General features: G+C 66.4%; 16 protein-coding genes. 10 read left to right on the top strand and 6 right to left on the bottom strand.

The window, feature by feature from the left end:
* Nucleotides 1-36 precede the first annotated feature (36 nt).
* The 5 genes from DZC73_RS07865 to DZC73_RS07845 all read left to right on the top strand — a co-directional run bounded on the left by DZC73_RS07865 (nucleotide 37) and on the right by DZC73_RS07845 (nucleotide 2,819).
* A complete protein-coding gene (locus tag DZC73_RS07865) occupies nucleotides 37-381 on the top strand; it encodes a hypothetical protein (protein ID WP_124539691.1) in 345 nt (114 codons plus the stop codon).
* A 25-nt stretch (nucleotides 382-406) separates the two neighbouring features.
* Nucleotides 407-1,303 (top strand): RHS repeat domain-containing protein, encoded by an 897-nt coding sequence (locus DZC73_RS07860; RefSeq protein ID WP_124539690.1) that lies wholly within the window; start codon nucleotides 407-409, stop codon nucleotides 1,301-1,303.
* Between the two features lie 72 nt (nucleotides 1,304-1,375).
* The gene (locus DZC73_RS07855; RefSeq protein WP_124539689.1) at nucleotides 1,376-1,774 is read left to right on the top strand and encodes a hypothetical protein; all 399 of its coding nucleotides are present in this window, start codon (nucleotides 1,376-1,378) and stop codon (nucleotides 1,772-1,774) included.
* A 224-nt stretch (nucleotides 1,775-1,998) separates the two neighbouring features.
* Nucleotides 1,999-2,265: a hypothetical protein gene (locus DZC73_RS07850; protein WP_124539688.1), complete on the top strand. Its 267-nt coding sequence runs from the start codon at nucleotides 1,999-2,001 to the stop codon at nucleotides 2,263-2,265.
* A 179-nt stretch (nucleotides 2,266-2,444) separates the two neighbouring features.
* The gene (locus DZC73_RS07845) at nucleotides 2,445-2,819 is read left to right on the top strand and encodes an InlB B-repeat-containing protein (protein WP_124539687.1); all 375 of its coding nucleotides are present in this window, start codon (nucleotides 2,445-2,447) and stop codon (nucleotides 2,817-2,819) included.
* A gap of 21 nt (nucleotides 2,820-2,840) precedes the next feature.
* Here DZC73_RS07845 and DZC73_RS07840 read toward each other — a convergent pair whose 3' ends face one another.
* The 3 genes from DZC73_RS07840 to DZC73_RS07830 all read right to left on the bottom strand — a co-directional run bounded on the left by DZC73_RS07840 (nucleotide 2,841) and on the right by DZC73_RS07830 (nucleotide 5,242).
* Nucleotides 2,841-3,563 carry a hypothetical protein gene (locus DZC73_RS07840; RefSeq protein ID WP_124539686.1) on the bottom strand — a complete coding sequence of 241 codons (723 nt, stop codon included), beginning with the start codon at nucleotides 3,561-3,563 and terminating at the stop codon, nucleotides 2,841-2,843.
* 13 nt (nucleotides 3,564-3,576) lie between these two features.
* Nucleotides 3,577-4,110 carry an SRPBCC family protein gene (locus DZC73_RS07835; protein ID WP_124539685.1) on the bottom strand — a complete coding sequence of 178 codons (534 nt, stop codon included), beginning with the start codon at nucleotides 4,108-4,110 and terminating at the stop codon, nucleotides 3,577-3,579.
* 73 nt (nucleotides 4,111-4,183) lie between these two features.
* Entirely contained in the window at nucleotides 4,184-5,242 is a 1,059-nt protein-coding gene (locus DZC73_RS07830) for an oxidoreductase (protein ID WP_124539684.1), read from the bottom strand.
* 53 nt (nucleotides 5,243-5,295) lie between these two features.
* Here DZC73_RS07830 and gorA point away from each other — a divergent pair, with 53 nt between their 5' ends.
* The 3 genes from gorA (at nucleotide 5,296) to DZC73_RS07815 (ending at nucleotide 9,330) form a co-directional block, all read left to right on the top strand.
* Nucleotides 5,296-6,654, top strand: a complete 1,359-nt coding sequence (gorA, locus tag DZC73_RS07825; protein ID WP_124539683.1) for a glutathione-disulfide reductase — start codon at nucleotides 5,296-5,298, stop codon at nucleotides 6,652-6,654.
* Between the two features lie 47 nt (nucleotides 6,655-6,701).
* The gene (locus tag DZC73_RS07820) at nucleotides 6,702-7,187 is read left to right on the top strand and encodes a hypothetical protein (protein WP_124539682.1); all 486 of its coding nucleotides are present in this window, start codon (nucleotides 6,702-6,704) and stop codon (nucleotides 7,185-7,187) included.
* A 76-nt stretch (nucleotides 7,188-7,263) separates the two neighbouring features.
* Nucleotides 7,264-9,330 (top strand): M3 family metallopeptidase, encoded by a 2,067-nt coding sequence (locus DZC73_RS07815; protein ID WP_124539681.1) that lies wholly within the window; start codon nucleotides 7,264-7,266, stop codon nucleotides 9,328-9,330.
* Nucleotides 9,331-9,352: 22 nt separating this feature from the next.
* Here the strand turns inward: DZC73_RS07815 and DZC73_RS29885 are convergent, their stop codons facing one another.
* The 3 genes from DZC73_RS29885 to DZC73_RS07800 all read right to left on the bottom strand — a co-directional run bounded on the left by DZC73_RS29885 (nucleotide 9,353) and on the right by DZC73_RS07800 (nucleotide 14,075).
* Nucleotides 9,353-9,763, bottom strand: a complete 411-nt coding sequence (locus DZC73_RS29885; protein WP_124539680.1) for a hypothetical protein — start codon at nucleotides 9,761-9,763, stop codon at nucleotides 9,353-9,355.
* A 129-nt stretch (nucleotides 9,764-9,892) separates the two neighbouring features.
* Nucleotides 9,893-12,967 carry a PAS domain-containing protein gene (locus DZC73_RS07805; protein WP_124539679.1) on the bottom strand — a complete coding sequence of 1,025 codons (3,075 nt, stop codon included), beginning with the start codon at nucleotides 12,965-12,967 and terminating at the stop codon, nucleotides 9,893-9,895.
* 73 nt (nucleotides 12,968-13,040) lie between these two features.
* Nucleotides 13,041-14,075, bottom strand: a complete 1,035-nt coding sequence (locus DZC73_RS07800) for an NADP-dependent oxidoreductase (RefSeq protein ID WP_124539678.1) — start codon at nucleotides 14,073-14,075, stop codon at nucleotides 13,041-13,043.
* Nucleotides 14,076-14,269: 194 nt separating this feature from the next.
* On the opposite strand from DZC73_RS07800, the gene DZC73_RS07795 reads away from it, so the two are divergent.
* Both DZC73_RS07795 and DZC73_RS07790 read left to right on the top strand, forming a co-directional pair.
* A complete protein-coding gene (locus DZC73_RS07795; RefSeq protein WP_124539677.1) occupies nucleotides 14,270-14,899 on the top strand; it encodes a lipocalin family protein in 630 nt (209 codons plus the stop codon).
* Nucleotides 14,900-14,912: 13 nt separating this feature from the next.
* Nucleotides 14,913-15,362 carry a BON domain-containing protein gene (locus DZC73_RS07790; protein ID WP_124539676.1) on the top strand — a complete coding sequence of 150 codons (450 nt, stop codon included), beginning with the start codon at nucleotides 14,913-14,915 and terminating at the stop codon, nucleotides 15,360-15,362.
* Nucleotides 15,363-15,404 lie beyond the last annotated feature (42 nt).

The following is a 15,404-nucleotide window of genomic DNA, read 5'->3' as shown; positions in this document are numbered from 1 at the left end:
TGGAACAAGGGCTTGTTTTGCAGAGGAGGAATCCAAATGAAGGCATTGGTTGGAGTGATGTTGGGACTGGCAGGCATGTCGGCGATGGCCGCAGGGTATTCGCTGCCCGCGGTTCCCACCCGGGTAGACGTGATCCGCGGGGACGGGTTCATGGTGCACGGGGAATATGGGAACTCTGGCGGTTGTACGGACGCGGGCCGCTTCTTCGTGAGAAGCGATCACCCACAGTACAAGCAGTTGTACGCGATGGCGATGGGCGCGTACGTCGGCAAGCTGAAGCTGATTGCGTACGTGGACGCATGCCAGGTGGTGACGTGGTACTCGTCGTCGACAACGTTCAACACGGTGTCGCCCAGCAGCGCGCTGCATATCACGGACTGAAGCTGAAAGCACGAGGGAGCGGCCGATGAAAGCGTTGCGACGATGGCTCGGTTGGGTGGGGGCGGTGGCTTGCGCGTTGGTGCTGGGCACAGCGCAGGCGCAGGCGGTGACGTACTTCCACAACGACGTGTCGGGTACACCGGTGCTGGCCACCGACGCCAGCGGCAACGTGGTGTGGAAGGAGGCGTACAAGCCGTACGGAGAGCGGGTGAACAACCCGGCAGCTGAGGCGAACAACCCGATCGGGTATGCGGGCAAGCCGTACGACGCGGGCACGGGCCTGAGCTACATGGGCGCGCGCTACTACGACCCGGTGTTAGGGCGCTTCTTGGGGGTCGATCCCAGGGGGGTGGATCCCAATGATTTGTTCTCGTTCAACCGCTACGCCTACGCCAACAACAACCCGTATCGGTATGTGGATCCGAATGGGCGGTCGGCAGTCCTGATGGTCGAAATCGGCCTGGGCGTGTTGTTTTTGGGAGGCGTGCACTACGCGAGCAGTCCTCCTGAGCAACAGGCCCAGATGAGAAGGGCTTGGAGCATCTATTGGCAAAATGTGTTTAGCCATGGAGAGGATCAAGGCGGCGAAGCAGCCCCGGCAGATAAGGGCAAAGAAAGCGATAAGGGGGTGGCAAACACAACCCCCGGCAGTCCGGAGCCGAATGGCGACAACGATGGCGACAAGCCCAAGAAGGGCAAGAGCGTCAATCAGATTAACAACGACGTCAAGAAGGATAAGGCACCCGATGGCATCAAACGTGCAGATACGGGGAAGGTCACAGGAGAACAAGACCATGTTCACCTGGACAACGGAAATGCGCTAAATCGCGATGGAACCTGGAAGCACGTCAATAGTGGTCAGGGCCTTACACGGGCGCAGGAGAAGTACCTGGTCGATGCCGGGTGGAAGTTGCCTAAATAGGGAAGTCAAATGCGATCACTCAATGAATGGGTCCTCCTATGGCCAAGATCAAAGAAGGTATGGTCAATTCATGTGGACGAATTGACCGACTGGACGCCCGCGGGTACGTCCTACGCTGATTGGCTCACGGAGCTGCTACGGCTATGGGGGCGCGCAAAACAACTGCTGCAAGACTCAGATGCCGTGGTCGCGGTAGTCAGTTTCGAGGCGAGTGCGGAACTACAGACATTTCCGGAATTGCTGGATGTGCCGCTCGATGCTTTCACGCCACCTTCGCTGTACCTGCTAGATGAATGCCTGACGTTTCCGCCGGCGGGGGAGCAGTATTACCGTGTGCTCGACAAAGCCGAGTTCGACGCGCTGCCTGCGGGTGGAACGGTGATAGCCAGATCGGCACGGAGCATGCAGGCGCTTGCGAACTCATGGGAGTTTGACAACACGTTGTATATCGCGTCTAGGTTTGCTGAGTAGTTGGGAAGATCAATATCGAATCATCAATATGAACCGCCCTGGATTTTGAGGAGGCTCCTTCGATAGAGAATGGAGCCGATATGAGGAAGTCCCCGAAGTTTTCCCCGGAGGGGCGCGATCGCGCCGTTCGCATGGTGACGGAGCATGCATCGCAGTGGGCGGCGATCGGATCCATCGCCGGCAAGATGGTTGCGTGCCTTAGGAGTGCGGTTCCATAAAAACTGATGAAAACTGATGAAATCTGTGATCGCTACTACGCGAAGAATGTCGGCCTATCCATTCGGCTTTTGTATGAGCAGGAAGGAGAGGCGTCAACAACTGTGCTGGTAGAGGGAGTCGCTGAAGCGCTGCGTATGCTCGCGGAGCTTCTTGTCACAGTGGCCGACGAATCAGAGAACGAAGGGTTCTCTATTTCTCCGTTCGGTGCAGGGCGCGCCCACTTTTCGCTCGCATCAACGCTTGGTATCTATATTCGACGCATTGACAAGTAGTTGAGGACGAGGTCGACCTCAAGGCATCAGCTATCCGATGCGGTAGGGCAAGGTCACAGAGCACTAGAGCCCTGCTGGATGTCAATGCAAGGAATCGTTTCCAGCATAGTGGCCGGGCACCTGTTTCGGTGGCGGGCTGCGCGACAATGCAGGTGTCCACAGTTGGGGAGGGAAAACCCGTGATTCGTACAACGACAGCGATCCTGTTCTGCCTGGTGGCCGCCAGTTGCGGCGGCGGCGGCTCCGACGCCGGCTCGCCTCCCTTCGGAACAGCCGGCAGCGGCGGCCTGTCGCCCACGAAGCCGACCACCCCGACTTCCGGGACGCAGGCCCTCACGGTCACCGTCATCGGCAGCGGCTCGGTGATTTCCAGCCCTGCCGGCGTCAATTGCACCTCGGTCTGCACGACCTCGTTCAGCCGCGGCACGCTGGTGCAGCTGACGGCCACGCCAGGCACCGGTGTGACGTTCAGCGGTTGGACCGGCGACTGCACCGGCCAGTCGTGCAGCGTCAGCATGACGACGGATCACAAGGTGGTCGCCACCTTCCAGTGAGGCCGTTGATGCGTGGGGCGATCAACGCCCGAACACGCCCTTGACCTTGTCCCCCAGCGACCTCAACGCCTTGTCGAACCCCAGGCTGGACACCAGCCGCTGCGTCAGCGCCTTGGCCACCCGGTCGCCCAGCTGAGCCGGCGTGATGCCGCCTTCGGCCTTGCCCAGGTTGTGCATCACCAGGTCGGGCAAGGTGGTGGAGATGCTCTGGCCCAGCAGCGCAGGCGACGTGGCCTGAGCATGCGCATTGCGGATCGCGAACTCCTCGACGATGAGCTTGCGGACGGGTTTGTCGGAAGACGTCTTCTGCGCTTCGCCGCCTGCAGCACCGTTGTCCAGCGACTGCGCGATGTTGCGCTGGATGGCCTCGAAGTTCGTGCCCGCCGTTCCCTTCTCGTAGATCACGTCCGGCGACTCGATGCTGATCTTCTTGATGACGACCACCGGCTCGGTCAGCGTGTGCACGTCCACCACCACCTCGATCACGCCCACCTTCAGCGCATGCGGCGACTGGAAGCCCGCGGGGTTGCCCACGACGAGCCCGCGCACGATGCCTGAACCATCGGTGGTCTTGAGCTGCACGCCGTCGACGCTGACCTTGGCGTGCGTCATCTCGCTGCCGTAGTGGCTGATGGCTCGCTGCACGATGCCATCCAGGTTGGTGAAGAACCACCAGCCCGTGCCGGCGGCCAGCAGCACCAGCAGCAGGAAGCCCGAGAGGATGTACTTGCCGGCGCGACTCATCGATGAATGCAACTCACTGCTTTTCGGCCACGGCCTTGAGATTGGCCAGGCCGGTGTCGAAGTCGGGGCCGACCATGCGGTCCATGAAGAGCGACATCCAGCGGTACATCGGGTTGCTGCCCATGTCGCCGTTCATGGTCCAGGTGACCTTCGTGGCGTTGTTGCTGTCGGGCACGAAGTCGAGCTGTCCTTGCGAGGTGGTACCGAAGTCGGGGAAGTACAGGTCGAAGGCGACCTTGCGCGCGGGATCGGTGGCGGTGAAGGTCATGGTGCCGTTGCCCTGGCTCTTGCTGCGCCAGCTCCACTTCGCGCCGGTGCCACTGTCGGGGCCGGTGTAGTCGATCTGCATGTTCGGGTCACGCTGATTCCAGGCTGACCACTGCTTCCATGCGCGGGGGCTGGCCACGAAGCCATAGACCTTGTCGGCCGGCGCGTTGATGGTGATGCTGCGCGACACCGTGAACTTCGGCGACAGCAGGTAGCCGCCGACGATGAACACCGCCAGCAGGGCCAGCACCACGATGAGCAGCCACTTGAGAATCTTCATTCACCCACCTTCGCCGTGAAACGCCGCGAGTCTGCACCGGATGGGCCGGCCGTTCAAGCCGTATCACTCGGCTTCACGCATTCACGTGCAGTTCGCGCTTGGCCTCGTGGCTCTTGACGCCAAGCTCCAGCAAGGCCATGACCTTGCAGGCTTCGTCGGCGGTGACGGGAATCGGGCCCGCGCCGAGGATGGCATCGCGCACCGCGGCGTAGTAGTCGGCATAGCGACCGGGCTTGACGGCATGGGCCGATGCACGCACCTTGTCCAGCTCGCGGTCGTCCAGCAGCACGTAGGTGGCGGACTCCGGCGGCGGCATCCAGGGCGAGCGGCCATCGGGGCGCTGCCCGGCCTTGAGCGCATCTTCCTGCGGATCGAGCCCCGTCTTCACCCAGCTGCCGCCGGTGCCGTGCACGGTGAATCGCGGCGCGGGCGCGGCGGCCAGGGTGGTGGCGTGCAGCACGACGCGCAGCCCGCTGGCATAGCGCAGCTGGGCGTGGAAGCAGTCGTTGGTGCTGGCGCCGTCGCGCTGGGTCGCGAGGTCCGCATGCAGGCCGGTGGGCATGCCGAAGAGCTGCACTGCCTGATCGATGAGATGCGAGCCCAGGTCCACCCACAGGCCGCTGCCGGGCCCGGCCTTCTCGCGCCAGCGGTCGCGCACGATGGGGCGGAAGCGGTCGAAGTGCGACTCGATGCGGGCGATGCGGCCCAGCCGGCCGCCGGCCACCACCTCCTGCAGGGTGAGGAAGTCGCCGTCCCAGCGGCGGTTGTGGAAGACCGACAGGACACGCTTGGCGTCCTTCGCCAGCTGGCCGAGCTGCCGCGCCTCGTCGGTGGTGACGGTGAAGGGCTTGTCCACCACCACGTGCTTGCCCGCCAGCAGGGCGTCCCGCGCGAGGGCGAAATGCGTGTCGTTGGGCGTGGGCACGACCACGAGGTCGATGTCGCCGCGTTGCAGCAGCGCCTGCGGCGATTCGCTCACGTCCAGACCCGGCCAGTCGGCGTGGACCTTGGCGGCATCGCTGCTGGAAACAGCCTGCAGCTTCAGGCCCGGCACGCTGGCGACCAGCGGCGCGTGGAAGACTTTGGTGGCGTAGCCGTAGCCGATGATGCCGACGCGCAGGGTGTTGTCCATGGTGGTGAATTGTGTGCCGTGAACGGGCATCATCGCCACATTGGAGAACCCACATGGCATCACAGGAACTGGACCTCTTCGTCATCGGCGCCGGCAGCGGGGGCGTGCGCGCGGCGCGCATGGCGGCGCAGCGGGGGGCCAAGGTGGCGGTGGCGGAGATGTCCGCCCTGGGCGGCACCTGCGTGAACGTGGGCTGCATCCCCAAGAAGCTGTACAGCTACGCGGCCCACTACGCCGAAGCCTTCGAGGAGGCGCACGGCTTCGGCTGGCCGGTGGCGGTGCCTGCCTTCGACTGGGCCACGCTCAAGGCCAACCGCGCCAAGGAGATCTCGCGGCTGAACACCGTGTACGGCGCGGTGCTGGAAGGTGCCGGAGCGACCTTGCTGCGAGGGCGGGCACGCATCGTGTCCCCGCATGAGGTGGAGGTGAACGGCGAGGTCCACCGGGCGAAGCACATCCTGGTGGCCACCGGCGGCCATCCGCTCATGCCCGAGGTGCCGGGCGGCGAGCATGCGGTCAGCTCCAACGAGATGTTCGACCTGCCGGTGTTCCCGAAACACCTGGTGGTGGTGGGCGGCGGCTACATCGCCTGCGAGATGGCCAGCATCTTCCGCGGGCTGGGCGCCCAGGTGACGCAGGTGGTGCGAGGCTCGCGGCTGCTGCGCGGCTTCGATGACGACATCGCTGCCTTCCTGGCGGTGGAAATGGGCAAGAAGGGCGTGGACATCCGCCTGGGCACGCACCTGCACGGCATCGAGCGCCGGGCCGATGGCAGCCTGCTGGCCGCGCTGCATGACGGCAGCGCGCTGGAAGCCACCACGGTGCTCTACGCCACCGGGCGCGGCCCGAACACGCGAGGGCTCGGCCTGGAAGAGGCCGGCGTGGCGCTGGGCAGCAGCGGCGAGGTGAAGGTGGACGCGCAATACCGCTCCAGCGTGCCGTCCATCCTCGCCGTGGGCGATGTCACCGACCGCGTGCAACTCACGCCTGTCGCGCTGGCCGAGGCCATGGTGGTGGTCGACCAGCTCTTCGGCCAGGGCCAGCGGCGCATGAGCTACGAGTTCATTCCGACGGCGGTGTTCACGCATCCGAACATCGGCACGGTGGGGCTGACCGAGGCGCAGGCTCGCGAGGCCCACGGCACGATTCGCCTGTACCAGAGCGAGTTCAAGTCGCTCAAGCACACCCTGTCGGGCAGCACCGAGCGCACGCTGATGAAGCTGGTGGTCGACGACGCCAGCGACCGCGTCGTCGGCCTGCACATGGTGGGGGCCGAGGCCGGCGAGATCGTGCAAGGATTCGCGGTGGCGATGAAGGCCGGCGCGACCAAGGCGCACTTCGACGCCACCATCGGGATTCACCCCACGGCGGCGGAGGAATTCGTCACCATGCGCGAACCCCTGGCCCGGTGAAGCATCGGATAATCACGGGTTTTGTGTCACCTGCCAGGAAGTCCCCGATGTACTTTCCCGACCTGTCTCGCGGCGCCCGCGCGCCGCTGCTCGCGCTGTGCATGATCTGCACGGCATTGAGCGCCGTGGCCGCCACGGATGCGCCCGCCAAGAGCGGCGCCAAGAAGACGCCGCTGCTCACCCGCGATGAGCTGCGCGCCTGCATGGCCTCGCACACCAAGCGCCAGCAAGAGCGCGACAGCCTCGTCGACGTCAAGTCCAAGCTGGATGCCGAAAGAGCCGACATCCAGACCAGCGGCCAGGCCCTGAAGGACCAGCTCGCCGCGCTGGACCGCACCAACGCGGAGATGGTGGCGAAATACGTCGAGGCCAACAATGCGCGCGAGAAGCGCATCGACGACTTCGAGAAGGCCAGCAACGACTTCAACGCCCGCGTGGAAGCCGCCACTGCCGCCGACGCCACCTACAAGAAGGACTGCGCCGACCGCCGTTTCGACGAGAAGGACGAACTCGCGATCAAGAAGGGCAAGTAAGAGGGGCAAATGAGGCCCCGGGAGGGGCCGGCCGGCCCCTCCATAGAATGGCAGTTCTCCCACCCCGAGAACCGTCATGACCCTTGCCACGAGCAACCCCCTGTTGGCGACCTGGGACACGCCCTACGGCCTCCCGCCTTTCGATCGCGTCAAGCCCGAGCACTTCAAGCCGGCCTTCGACGCGGCCTTCGCCGAGCACCGTGCCGAACTGGACGCCATCGCGTCCAGCCCGCAGCCGGCGGACTTCGACAACACCGTGGCCGCCTTCGACCGTGCAGGCCGCGCACTGGCCCGGCTCGACGGGCTGTTCTACAACCTCACCTCCAGCGAAACCTCGCCCGCCCTGCAGGCGGTGGAGCGCGAGCTGGCAGCGCCCGTGGCAGCGCACAACAGCGCCATCTACATGCATGCGGCGCTGTTCAAGCGCATCGACGGCTTGCACGGGAAGCGCCACGCACTGGGCCTGAACGCCGAGCAGGTTCGCCTGCTGGAACGCATCCACCTCGACTTCGTGCGCGCCGGTGCCAAGCTCGACGCCAAGGCCCAGGCCCGCTATGCGCAGGTGATGGAACGGCAGGCCCAGTTGTCCACCACCTTCGCGCAGAACGTGTTGGCCGACGAGTCCGGCTACCGGCTCCTGCTGCGCACCGAAGAAGACCTGGCCGGCCTGCCGGACTTCGTTCGCGCTGCAGCCAGGCAGGCGGCCGTGGACCGCGGCATCGCCGATGCCCACGTGATCACGCTGTCGCGCTCGCACATCGTGCCCTTCCTCACCTTCTCGTCGCGGCGCGACCTGCGCGAGCAGGCGTACAAGGCCTGGACCACGCGCGGCGAGCACGACGGCGAGCACGACAACCGGCCCATTGCCCGGGAGATCCTCACCCTGCGCCGCGAGCAGGTCCGACTGCACGGCTACGCCAACTACGCCGACTACGGCCTGGCCGACACCATGGCCGGCAAGGCCTCGGCGGTGAGCGACCTGCTGATGAAGGTGTGGGTGCCTGCGAAGAAGGCGCTGGCGGAAGAGCGCACCGCACTGAAGGCCATGCAGCTCTCCCTTGGCGAGAGCCATGAGATCGAAGCCTGGGACTGGCGCTACGTGGCCGAGAAGGTGCGCCAGGTGCGCTACGACCTGGACGAGGCCTCGGTGAAGCCCTACTTTCCGCTGGACCGCATGGTCGAGGCAGTGTTCGACTGTGCCCAGCGCCTGTTCGGCATCCGCTTCGTCGAGCAGCCGCAGATCAAGGTCTACCACCCCGACGTGAAGGTCTACGAGGTGCGCGGCGCCAGCGACCAACTGGTGGGCGTGTTCCTGCACGACAACTTCGCGCGGCCCAGCAAGCGCAGCGGCGCGTGGATGAGCTCCTATCGCCTGCAGTCGCGCCACGGCGGACAGGACGTGCTGCCCATCGTCGTCAACAACAACAACTTCGCCAAGGGTGCACCGGGCCAGCCCACGCTCCTGAGCTTCGACGACGCGCGCACGCTGTTCCATGAGTTTGGCCACGGGCTGCACGGCCTGCTGTCGAACGTGAGCTTCGAGCGACTGTCAGGCACCAACGTGCTGCGCGACTTCGTGGAGCTGCCGTCGCAGATCTTCGAGAACTGGCTGGCCGAACCCGAGGTGCTGAAGAAGCACGCGCGGCACTACCAGAGCGGCGAGCCGATTCCCGATGCGCTGGTGAAGCGGCTGGAGGATGCACGCAATTTCAACCAGGGCTACGAGACCATCCGCTACACCGCGTCGGCGCTGGTGGACATGGCCATCCATTCGCAGGAAGCGGCCGAGGCGCCGGACATCGTCGCCTTCGAGGCGGCCGAGCTGGAGCGCATCGGCATGCCGCGCGGCGTGGGCATGAACCACCGGCTGCCGCACTTCCAGCACCTGTTCTCAGGCTCCAGCTATGCCGCCGGCTACTACGTGTACCTGTGGGCCGAAGTGCTGGATGCGGACGGCTACGACGCCTTCGCCGAAGCGGGCAATCCGTTCGATGCGCAGACGGCGCACAGGCTGCGCCAGTTCATCTATTCGTCGGGCAATTCGCTGGAGCCCGGGAAGGCCTTCGAGGCCTTCCGCGGGCGAGGCCCGACGGTGCAGGCCATGCTGCGCAAGCGCGGCCTGCTGGAGACGGCACCCGGTTGAGGTGCCACCTCAGGGTGCGACCTCACCAGCGGCGGTTGTCGTGGTGGTCGCGCCAGTTCGGGATGCCGTCGTGGTCGCGGTCGTGCCAGCGGTTGTCGACACGGTCATAGCGGTTCGGAATGCCATCGCCGTCGCGGTCCCAGGCCGGGTTGTAGCGGCGGTCGTAGCGGTTGGGAATGCCGTCGCCGTCACGGTCCCAGTAGGTGGGGTGGCGATAGCCGGGGTAGGCGACCACAGGCGCGGGCCGATAGACGGGAGCCGGTGCCACGAACACGGGCGCCTGGCGATACACCTGCACGGGCTGCGTGTACACCGGCGTGTCCGAGCCGATGGTGACGGACCATTGCACGTCGTCGCGAGCCTGCGCCAGTCCGGTGCCCAGGGCGCCGGTGATTGCCAGCGCGGCGGTGATGACAAGCTTGGTACTGCGCATGAGTTTCTCTCCTGGTTGGCGGTGCCGCATCCGCGGCGCCGTACCCATTCAACGCCGTCGGAGCGCGATGGACCACCCACCAAGGTCAAGCCCAGGTAAAGCTGCGTGAAGAGACGGTCGCAAGCTGTATCAGCCCTGGCGCAGCGTGCTCAGGCGCGACTCCAGCGACTTGAGGAAGGCCGCGAAATTGATCGGCTTGGTCCAGTACTCGACGAAGCCCGCTGCGAGCGCACGGGCCACGTCGTCGGGCATGGCATTGGCCGATACAGCCAGGCAGGGCAGGTGGCTGGTGCGTGGATCGGCACTCAAGCGCCGCAGCACCTCGAAACCGTCGAAGTCCGGCAGTTGCATGTCCACCAGCACGAGGTCGGGCCTGAGCTCGGCGGCGCGCGCCACGCCGCGCGCTCCGTTGAGCTCGCTGACCAGCGTCCAGCCTTCGCGGCTGGCCACCAGCTCCTGCATCAGCATCACGTTGATGGGGTTGTCCTCGATGTAGAGCAGGGTGGCTGCCGGCACGCGCGCCTCGCTGGCGGGCTGGGCGGGTTCGTCCGCGGCCACCGGCGAGGGCTGGTCGGCGCGCTGCAGCTTCACGCTGAAGCTCGACCCGGTGCCCGGCTCGCTGCACACCTCGATGCTGCCGCCCATGCGGCCCACCAGCGTCTTCACGATGGCCAGGCCGATGCCCGTGCCCTCGATGCCTTCGCGCTCGATGCCCAGCCGGTTGAAGGGCTCGAACAGGTGGGCGCGCTGTTCCGGCGTCAGGCCGCGCCCGGTGTCCGTCACGGTCACCACGACCTTGCCCTGGTGCAGCTCGGTGCCCACGCGGGCCACGCCGCCACGCCGGTTGTACTTGATGGCGTTGGACAGCAGGTTGATGAGCACCTGCCGCAGGCGGATGCGGTCGGCCCACACCACGCCGTCGATGTCGCCGCACTCCACCTTCACGTGGAAGCCCTTGGCCAGCGGCGTCACCAGCGGCAGCGCCTCGTTCACCAGTTCGGCCAGCGGCACGGCCTGCATGTCCAGCTTGAGCTGGCCGCTTTCCAGGCTGGACAGGTCCAGCACGTCGTTGATGAGCGACAGCAGGTGCTCGCCGGCCGAGAGGATGTGCTCGATGCGCGAGCGCTGCTCGGTGTCGTTGATGTCGCTGTCCAGCTGCAGCAGCTGCGCGAAGCCCAGCACCGCGTTGAGCGGCGTGCGCAGCTCGTGGCTCATGCGCGCGAGGAACTGCGACTTCGCCTCGCTCTCGCGCTGGGCGATGAACTTCTCGCGCCGCGCGGTCTCGGCGTTCACGCCTTCGGTGATGTCCCAGTTCACGCCGATGTAGTGCAGCGCGCCGCCGTCCGGCCCCACGATGGGCGTGGAGCGCGAGGCCAGCCAGTGCACCGAGCCATCGGGCCACACGACGCGGAATTCATAGGCCGCTGACTTCTGCTGGGCCACCGCTTCGGCCAGCAGCTTGTCCACGCGGTCCTGGTCGTCGGGGTGGACCATCTCGCGGCGACCCCTGGCATTGGGCGGGATCGCGGCGGGCTCGACGCCGCGCAGCCGGTACATCTGGTCATCCCAGGTGGAAGTGTCGGTCTTCGGGTCCCATTCCCAGGTGCCCAGGCCCACGCTGTGGGCCGTCAGCGCGACGCGCTCGTTGGCGCTGCGCAGGGCGGCCTCGGTGCGCACGCGGTCGGTCACGTCCAGCGTCACGCCGAAGATCATGGTGCGGCCACTGCGTTGCACGCGGCGGGCGCGGTTCACCAGCCAGCGCACTTCGCCGCTGGGCCACACCACGCGGTACTGCTGCTCGTGCTTGTCGGTGGGTGCGGCCAGCAGCGATTCGCGCACGTGGCGCATCATCGGCCGGTCGTCGGGGTGGATGATGGTCTCCACCCATTCGTCGCGGGTGGGCACGCCCAGTTCCGGGGCACGGCCATTGAGGCGGAACATCTCCGTGTTCCACTCGCCTTCCTCGGTCTCGGGATCGCGGCTGAACACGCCCACCCCGGCCGAATGCGTGGCGATTTCCAGCCGCTGCGCCAGCTCGTTGGCGCGGCGCGACTTCTCCACCTGCTCGGTCACGTCCAGCGCCACGCCGACGAACTCCAGGGGCTCGCCGGCGGCGTCGCGGCGCAGCACGCGGCGCGTCAGCACGTAGCGCCAGGAGCCGTCGGTGCGGCGGTAGCGGGCCTCCATGTCCACCGGGCGGTCGGAATTGAGGGCAGTGCCGGCCGCGGCAATCACGCGCGGCAGGTCGTCGGGGTGGATGAGCGAGCGGACCTCTTCCAGCGACAGCCCCTCGGGCTTGGGCGTGATGTCCAGCACCTGGTAGGCGCGGTAGTTGTAGTGGAAGCGGTTGGTGCGCAGGTCCTGCCGCCAGATGGCGATGTTGCCCAGGTCCACCGCCAGGCGAAGCTGTTCGCTGGTGTCGTTGAAGGCCTGCGCCAGTTCGTAGGTCTCGGTGTCGTCCACCATGATGCCCACGGTACGTTCGGGCTGGCCCTGCGGCGAGTTCTTGACCTCCCATTGCGAATGCAGGCGCTGCACGCCGCCATCGGGCAGCATGACCCGGTAGCGCGCCTCGTAGCGGCCGGCCTGGCGGGTGGAGGCGGGGTAGTCGACGCGGGGCAGGTCGTCGGGGTGGATGCGTTTTGCCGCCACGGTGAAATCGGGTGTCCCCGTGGTGTGGTCCATGCCGAAGAAGCGGAAGACGTGCCGGTCCCAGCGGCCCTCTCCAGACGGAATCTTGCGTTCCCACACGCCCAGGCGACCGAATTCCTGCGCGGTCTCCAGCAGCTCGGCCAGGCGATGCTGCTCGCTCAGGTCCTGCAGGGCCACCAGCAAGCCGCTGGACGCGCCCGGGCGGGGCAAGGTGCGGGCGCTCAGGCGGCCCCAGCGGGTGTCTCCCGAGGGGTGCCGCCAGGGCAGCTCCTGGGCGGGAATGGCTTGTCCACCGGCCAGGGCCGGCGCGATCACGTCCCACGGGCCGGGGCTGTCTGTGAAGCCGATCAGCGAGGCCAGCGGCTGGCCCAGGGCCACTCGGGTGTCCAGGCCGCCGATGCGTGCGAAGGCCTCGTTCACCCAGGTGATGCAGCCCTGCTCGTCCAGCAGCGCCAGCATGTCGGAGCTGAGGTCGGCCAGGGCTCGCCAGGCCGCATCGTCCGGCAGCTCGGGGGCAGGGGTCGCGGGCAGGTGGGGTCGCGGGGAACTCATCGCGGCCCTAGTGTCGGCGGCGGCGCGGGTTCGCACCAGATGAAATCCCCGAGAAGCCCCCGGGCGTACAGGCTCAATCCGCGACTTGCAGCACCAGCTTGCCGAAGTTCTCGCCCTTGAACAGCTTCATCAGGGTCTCGGGGAAGGTGTCCAGGCCCTTGACCACGTCCTCGCGGGACTTCATGCGGCCGTCCTTCAGGTAGCCGGCCATCTCGGCCACCGCAAGGTGGTAGCGGTCGGCGTAGTCGAACACGACGATGCCTTCCATGCGGGCGCGGTTGACCAGCAGCGACAGGTAGTTCTTCGGGCCCTGCACCGCGGTGGTGTTGTTGTACTGGCTGATGGCACCGCAGATGATGATGCGTGCCTTGCGGTTGATCTTCGCGAGCACGTGGTCGAGGATCTCGCCGCCCACGTTGTCGAAATACACGTCCACGCCGTTCGGGCAATGTTCCTTGAGGCCATCGCGCACGCTGCCGGCCTTGTAGTCGATGCAGGCATCGAAGCCCAGCTCGTTGACCACGAAGTCGCACTTGGCCTTGCCGCCGGCGATGCCCACGGCACGTGCCCCCTTGATCTTGGCGACCTGGCCCACCGTCTGGCCCACGGCACCCGCCGCACCAGAGACGAGCACCGTTTCGCCGGCCTTGGGCTGGCCCACGTCCATCAGGCCGAAGTAGCCGGTCATGCCGGGCATGCCCAGCACGTTGAGCCACTGCGTGGGCGAGCCCACGCGGGTGTCGATCTTGAAGATGCCGCTGCGCTTGAGCTGGTCTGCCGGGATGAGGCAGTACTCCTGCACGCCCAGGCTCGCATTGACCAGGTCGCCCACGGCGAAGTTCGGGTTCTTCGAGGCGATGACCTCGCCGATGCCGCCCGCGCGCATCACTTCGTTGATGCCCACCGGCGGGATGTAGCTCTTCGCGTCGTTCATCCAGCCGCGCATCGCCGGGTCCAGCGAGAGGTACAGCGTCTTGATGAGCACGCCGCCCTCGGCGGGTTCGGCCACGGCTTCGGTGGTGAAGCTCCAGTTCTCGCGGGTCGGCTCGCCGATGGGGCGGGAAGCGAGGCGGACCTGGTGGTTTTGAAGAGCGGAAAGGTTCGGCATCGAGGTGTCTCCTAGGTGACTGGCGCACGGTGCTGTGCGGACCATGTTAATCGCGAAGCGGATTCCAGGCACGTCGTCGGACTCGTCTGACGCCACTAAACGCTGCTTGCCGATGGCGGTGTCAGGCGGCGGTTCCTAGAGTCTCTTCATGCGCGGCGAAGTGCTGTCCGTTCGTGCCGCCAAGGAGGACCACCATGCCGACCGGCTCCATCTTCACCGCCGGCGTTTCGGGCATCGCCGCGAAGCTCGCAGGCATCGCGACTGCGGTGGCGGCCATCGTGATGAGCGTGGCCACCGCATCGCCGCCCGTGCACAGCGTCGAGCACCTGGACCTGATGCGCTTCGGCGGCGTGTGGTTCGAGGTGGCACGGCTGCCCAACAAGATGCAGTCGCGCTGCCGACACGATGCGACCGCCACCTACCGGCTGCAGGTCGATGGCGGCCTGGAGGTGATCCACCGCTGCCGGGATGCGGATGACCGCGTCGCGGTGTCCGTCGGACATGCGGCGCTGTCGGGGAACGACCCGGCGCGGCTGAGCCTGAGCTACGTGCCGCCGTGGCTGAGCTGGTGGCCGGGCACGCATGCCGACCACTGGGTCGTGATGATCGACGAGGGCTACCGGCACGCCGTGGTCAGCGATCCCTCGCGAGGCTCGCTGTGGATCCTCTCGCGGCTGCCCGGCATCGATGCGGCGACCTATGACGACATCATTGCCCGCCTGCGCGCCCAGCGTTTCCCGGTGGAGCGACTGGTGCTCACCCCGCAGCACGTGCAGCAGCAAGTTGTTTCCCCGTCCGTGGCGCCGCCGCGGCTCACCGTCTGAAAGGACCACCACCATGAGAGCAATCGCATTCTTTGCCGCCATGAGCGCCTTCGCCATGGCCCTGGGCCTGGCGGCCTGCAACAAGGCGGACGACGGCCGCACCGTCGGCCAGAAGGTCGGCCAGACCATCGACCAGGGCGTCGCCCAGGTCGACAAGGCCGCCAAGGAAGTGAAGGACACCGCCAAGCAGGGCGCGGGCGAGGCGGCACAGAAGACCAAGGACGCCTCCGAGCAGGTCTCGGCCTCGGTGAACGACATGGCCATCACTGCTGCCGTGAAGGCCGGCATTGCGAAGGACAAGGAACTGAGCGCCCTGCGCGTGAACGTGGACACCAAGGAAGGCCACGTGTCGCTCTACGGCTCGGCGCCTAATGAAGGCGCTCGCGAACGGGCCACCCAGATCGCCCAGGCCGAGAAGGGCGTGACCGGCGTGGACAACAAGCTGGCCATCGAAACCCGCTGAGCGCGGCTCGAACAGGCAACAAAAAACCGCGGCATGCCGCGG

It is taken from the genome of Rhizobacter terrae (assembly GCF_003852895.1).
Lineage (GTDB): Bacteria > Pseudomonadota > Gammaproteobacteria > Burkholderiales > Burkholderiaceae_C > Albitalea > Albitalea terrae.
Note: the sequence above shows the minus strand (reverse complement) of the source record. Positions and strands in the feature narration are given on the sequence as shown.

Coding starts and splice junctions, on each gene's coding strand:
- DZC73_RS07865 (WP_124539691.1), top strand. CDS start 37: ATGAAGGCATTGGTTGGAGTGATGTTGGGACTGGCAGGCATGTCGGCG.
- DZC73_RS07805 (WP_124539679.1), bottom strand. CDS start 12,967: ATGAGTTCCCCGCGACCCCACCTGCCCGCGACCCCTGCCCCCGAGCTG.
- DZC73_RS07795 (WP_124539677.1), top strand. CDS start 14,270: ATGCCGACCGGCTCCATCTTCACCGCCGGCGTTTCGGGCATCGCCGCG.
- DZC73_RS07800 (WP_124539678.1), bottom strand. CDS start 14,075: ATGCCGAACCTTTCCGCTCTTCAAAACCACCAGGTCCGCCTCGCTTCC.
- DZC73_RS29885 (WP_124539680.1), bottom strand. CDS start 9,763: ATGCGCAGTACCAAGCTTGTCATCACCGCCGCGCTGGCAATCACCGGC.
- DZC73_RS07835 (WP_124539685.1), bottom strand. CDS start 4,110: ATGAAGATTCTCAAGTGGCTGCTCATCGTGGTGCTGGCCCTGCTGGCG.
- DZC73_RS07850 (WP_124539688.1), top strand. CDS start 1,999: ATGAAAACTGATGAAATCTGTGATCGCTACTACGCGAAGAATGTCGGC.
- DZC73_RS07830 (WP_124539684.1), bottom strand. CDS start 5,242: ATGGACAACACCCTGCGCGTCGGCATCATCGGCTACGGCTACGCCACC.
- DZC73_RS07840 (WP_124539686.1), bottom strand. CDS start 3,563: ATGAGTCGCGCCGGCAAGTACATCCTCTCGGGCTTCCTGCTGCTGGTG.
- DZC73_RS07815 (WP_124539681.1), top strand. CDS start 7,264: ATGACCCTTGCCACGAGCAACCCCCTGTTGGCGACCTGGGACACGCCC.
- DZC73_RS07820 (WP_124539682.1), top strand. CDS start 6,702: ATGTACTTTCCCGACCTGTCTCGCGGCGCCCGCGCGCCGCTGCTCGCG.
- DZC73_RS07790 (WP_124539676.1), top strand. CDS start 14,913: ATGAGAGCAATCGCATTCTTTGCCGCCATGAGCGCCTTCGCCATGGCC.
- gorA (WP_124539683.1), top strand. CDS start 5,296: ATGGCATCACAGGAACTGGACCTCTTCGTCATCGGCGCCGGCAGCGGG.
- DZC73_RS07860 (WP_124539690.1), top strand. CDS start 407: ATGAAAGCGTTGCGACGATGGCTCGGTTGGGTGGGGGCGGTGGCTTGC.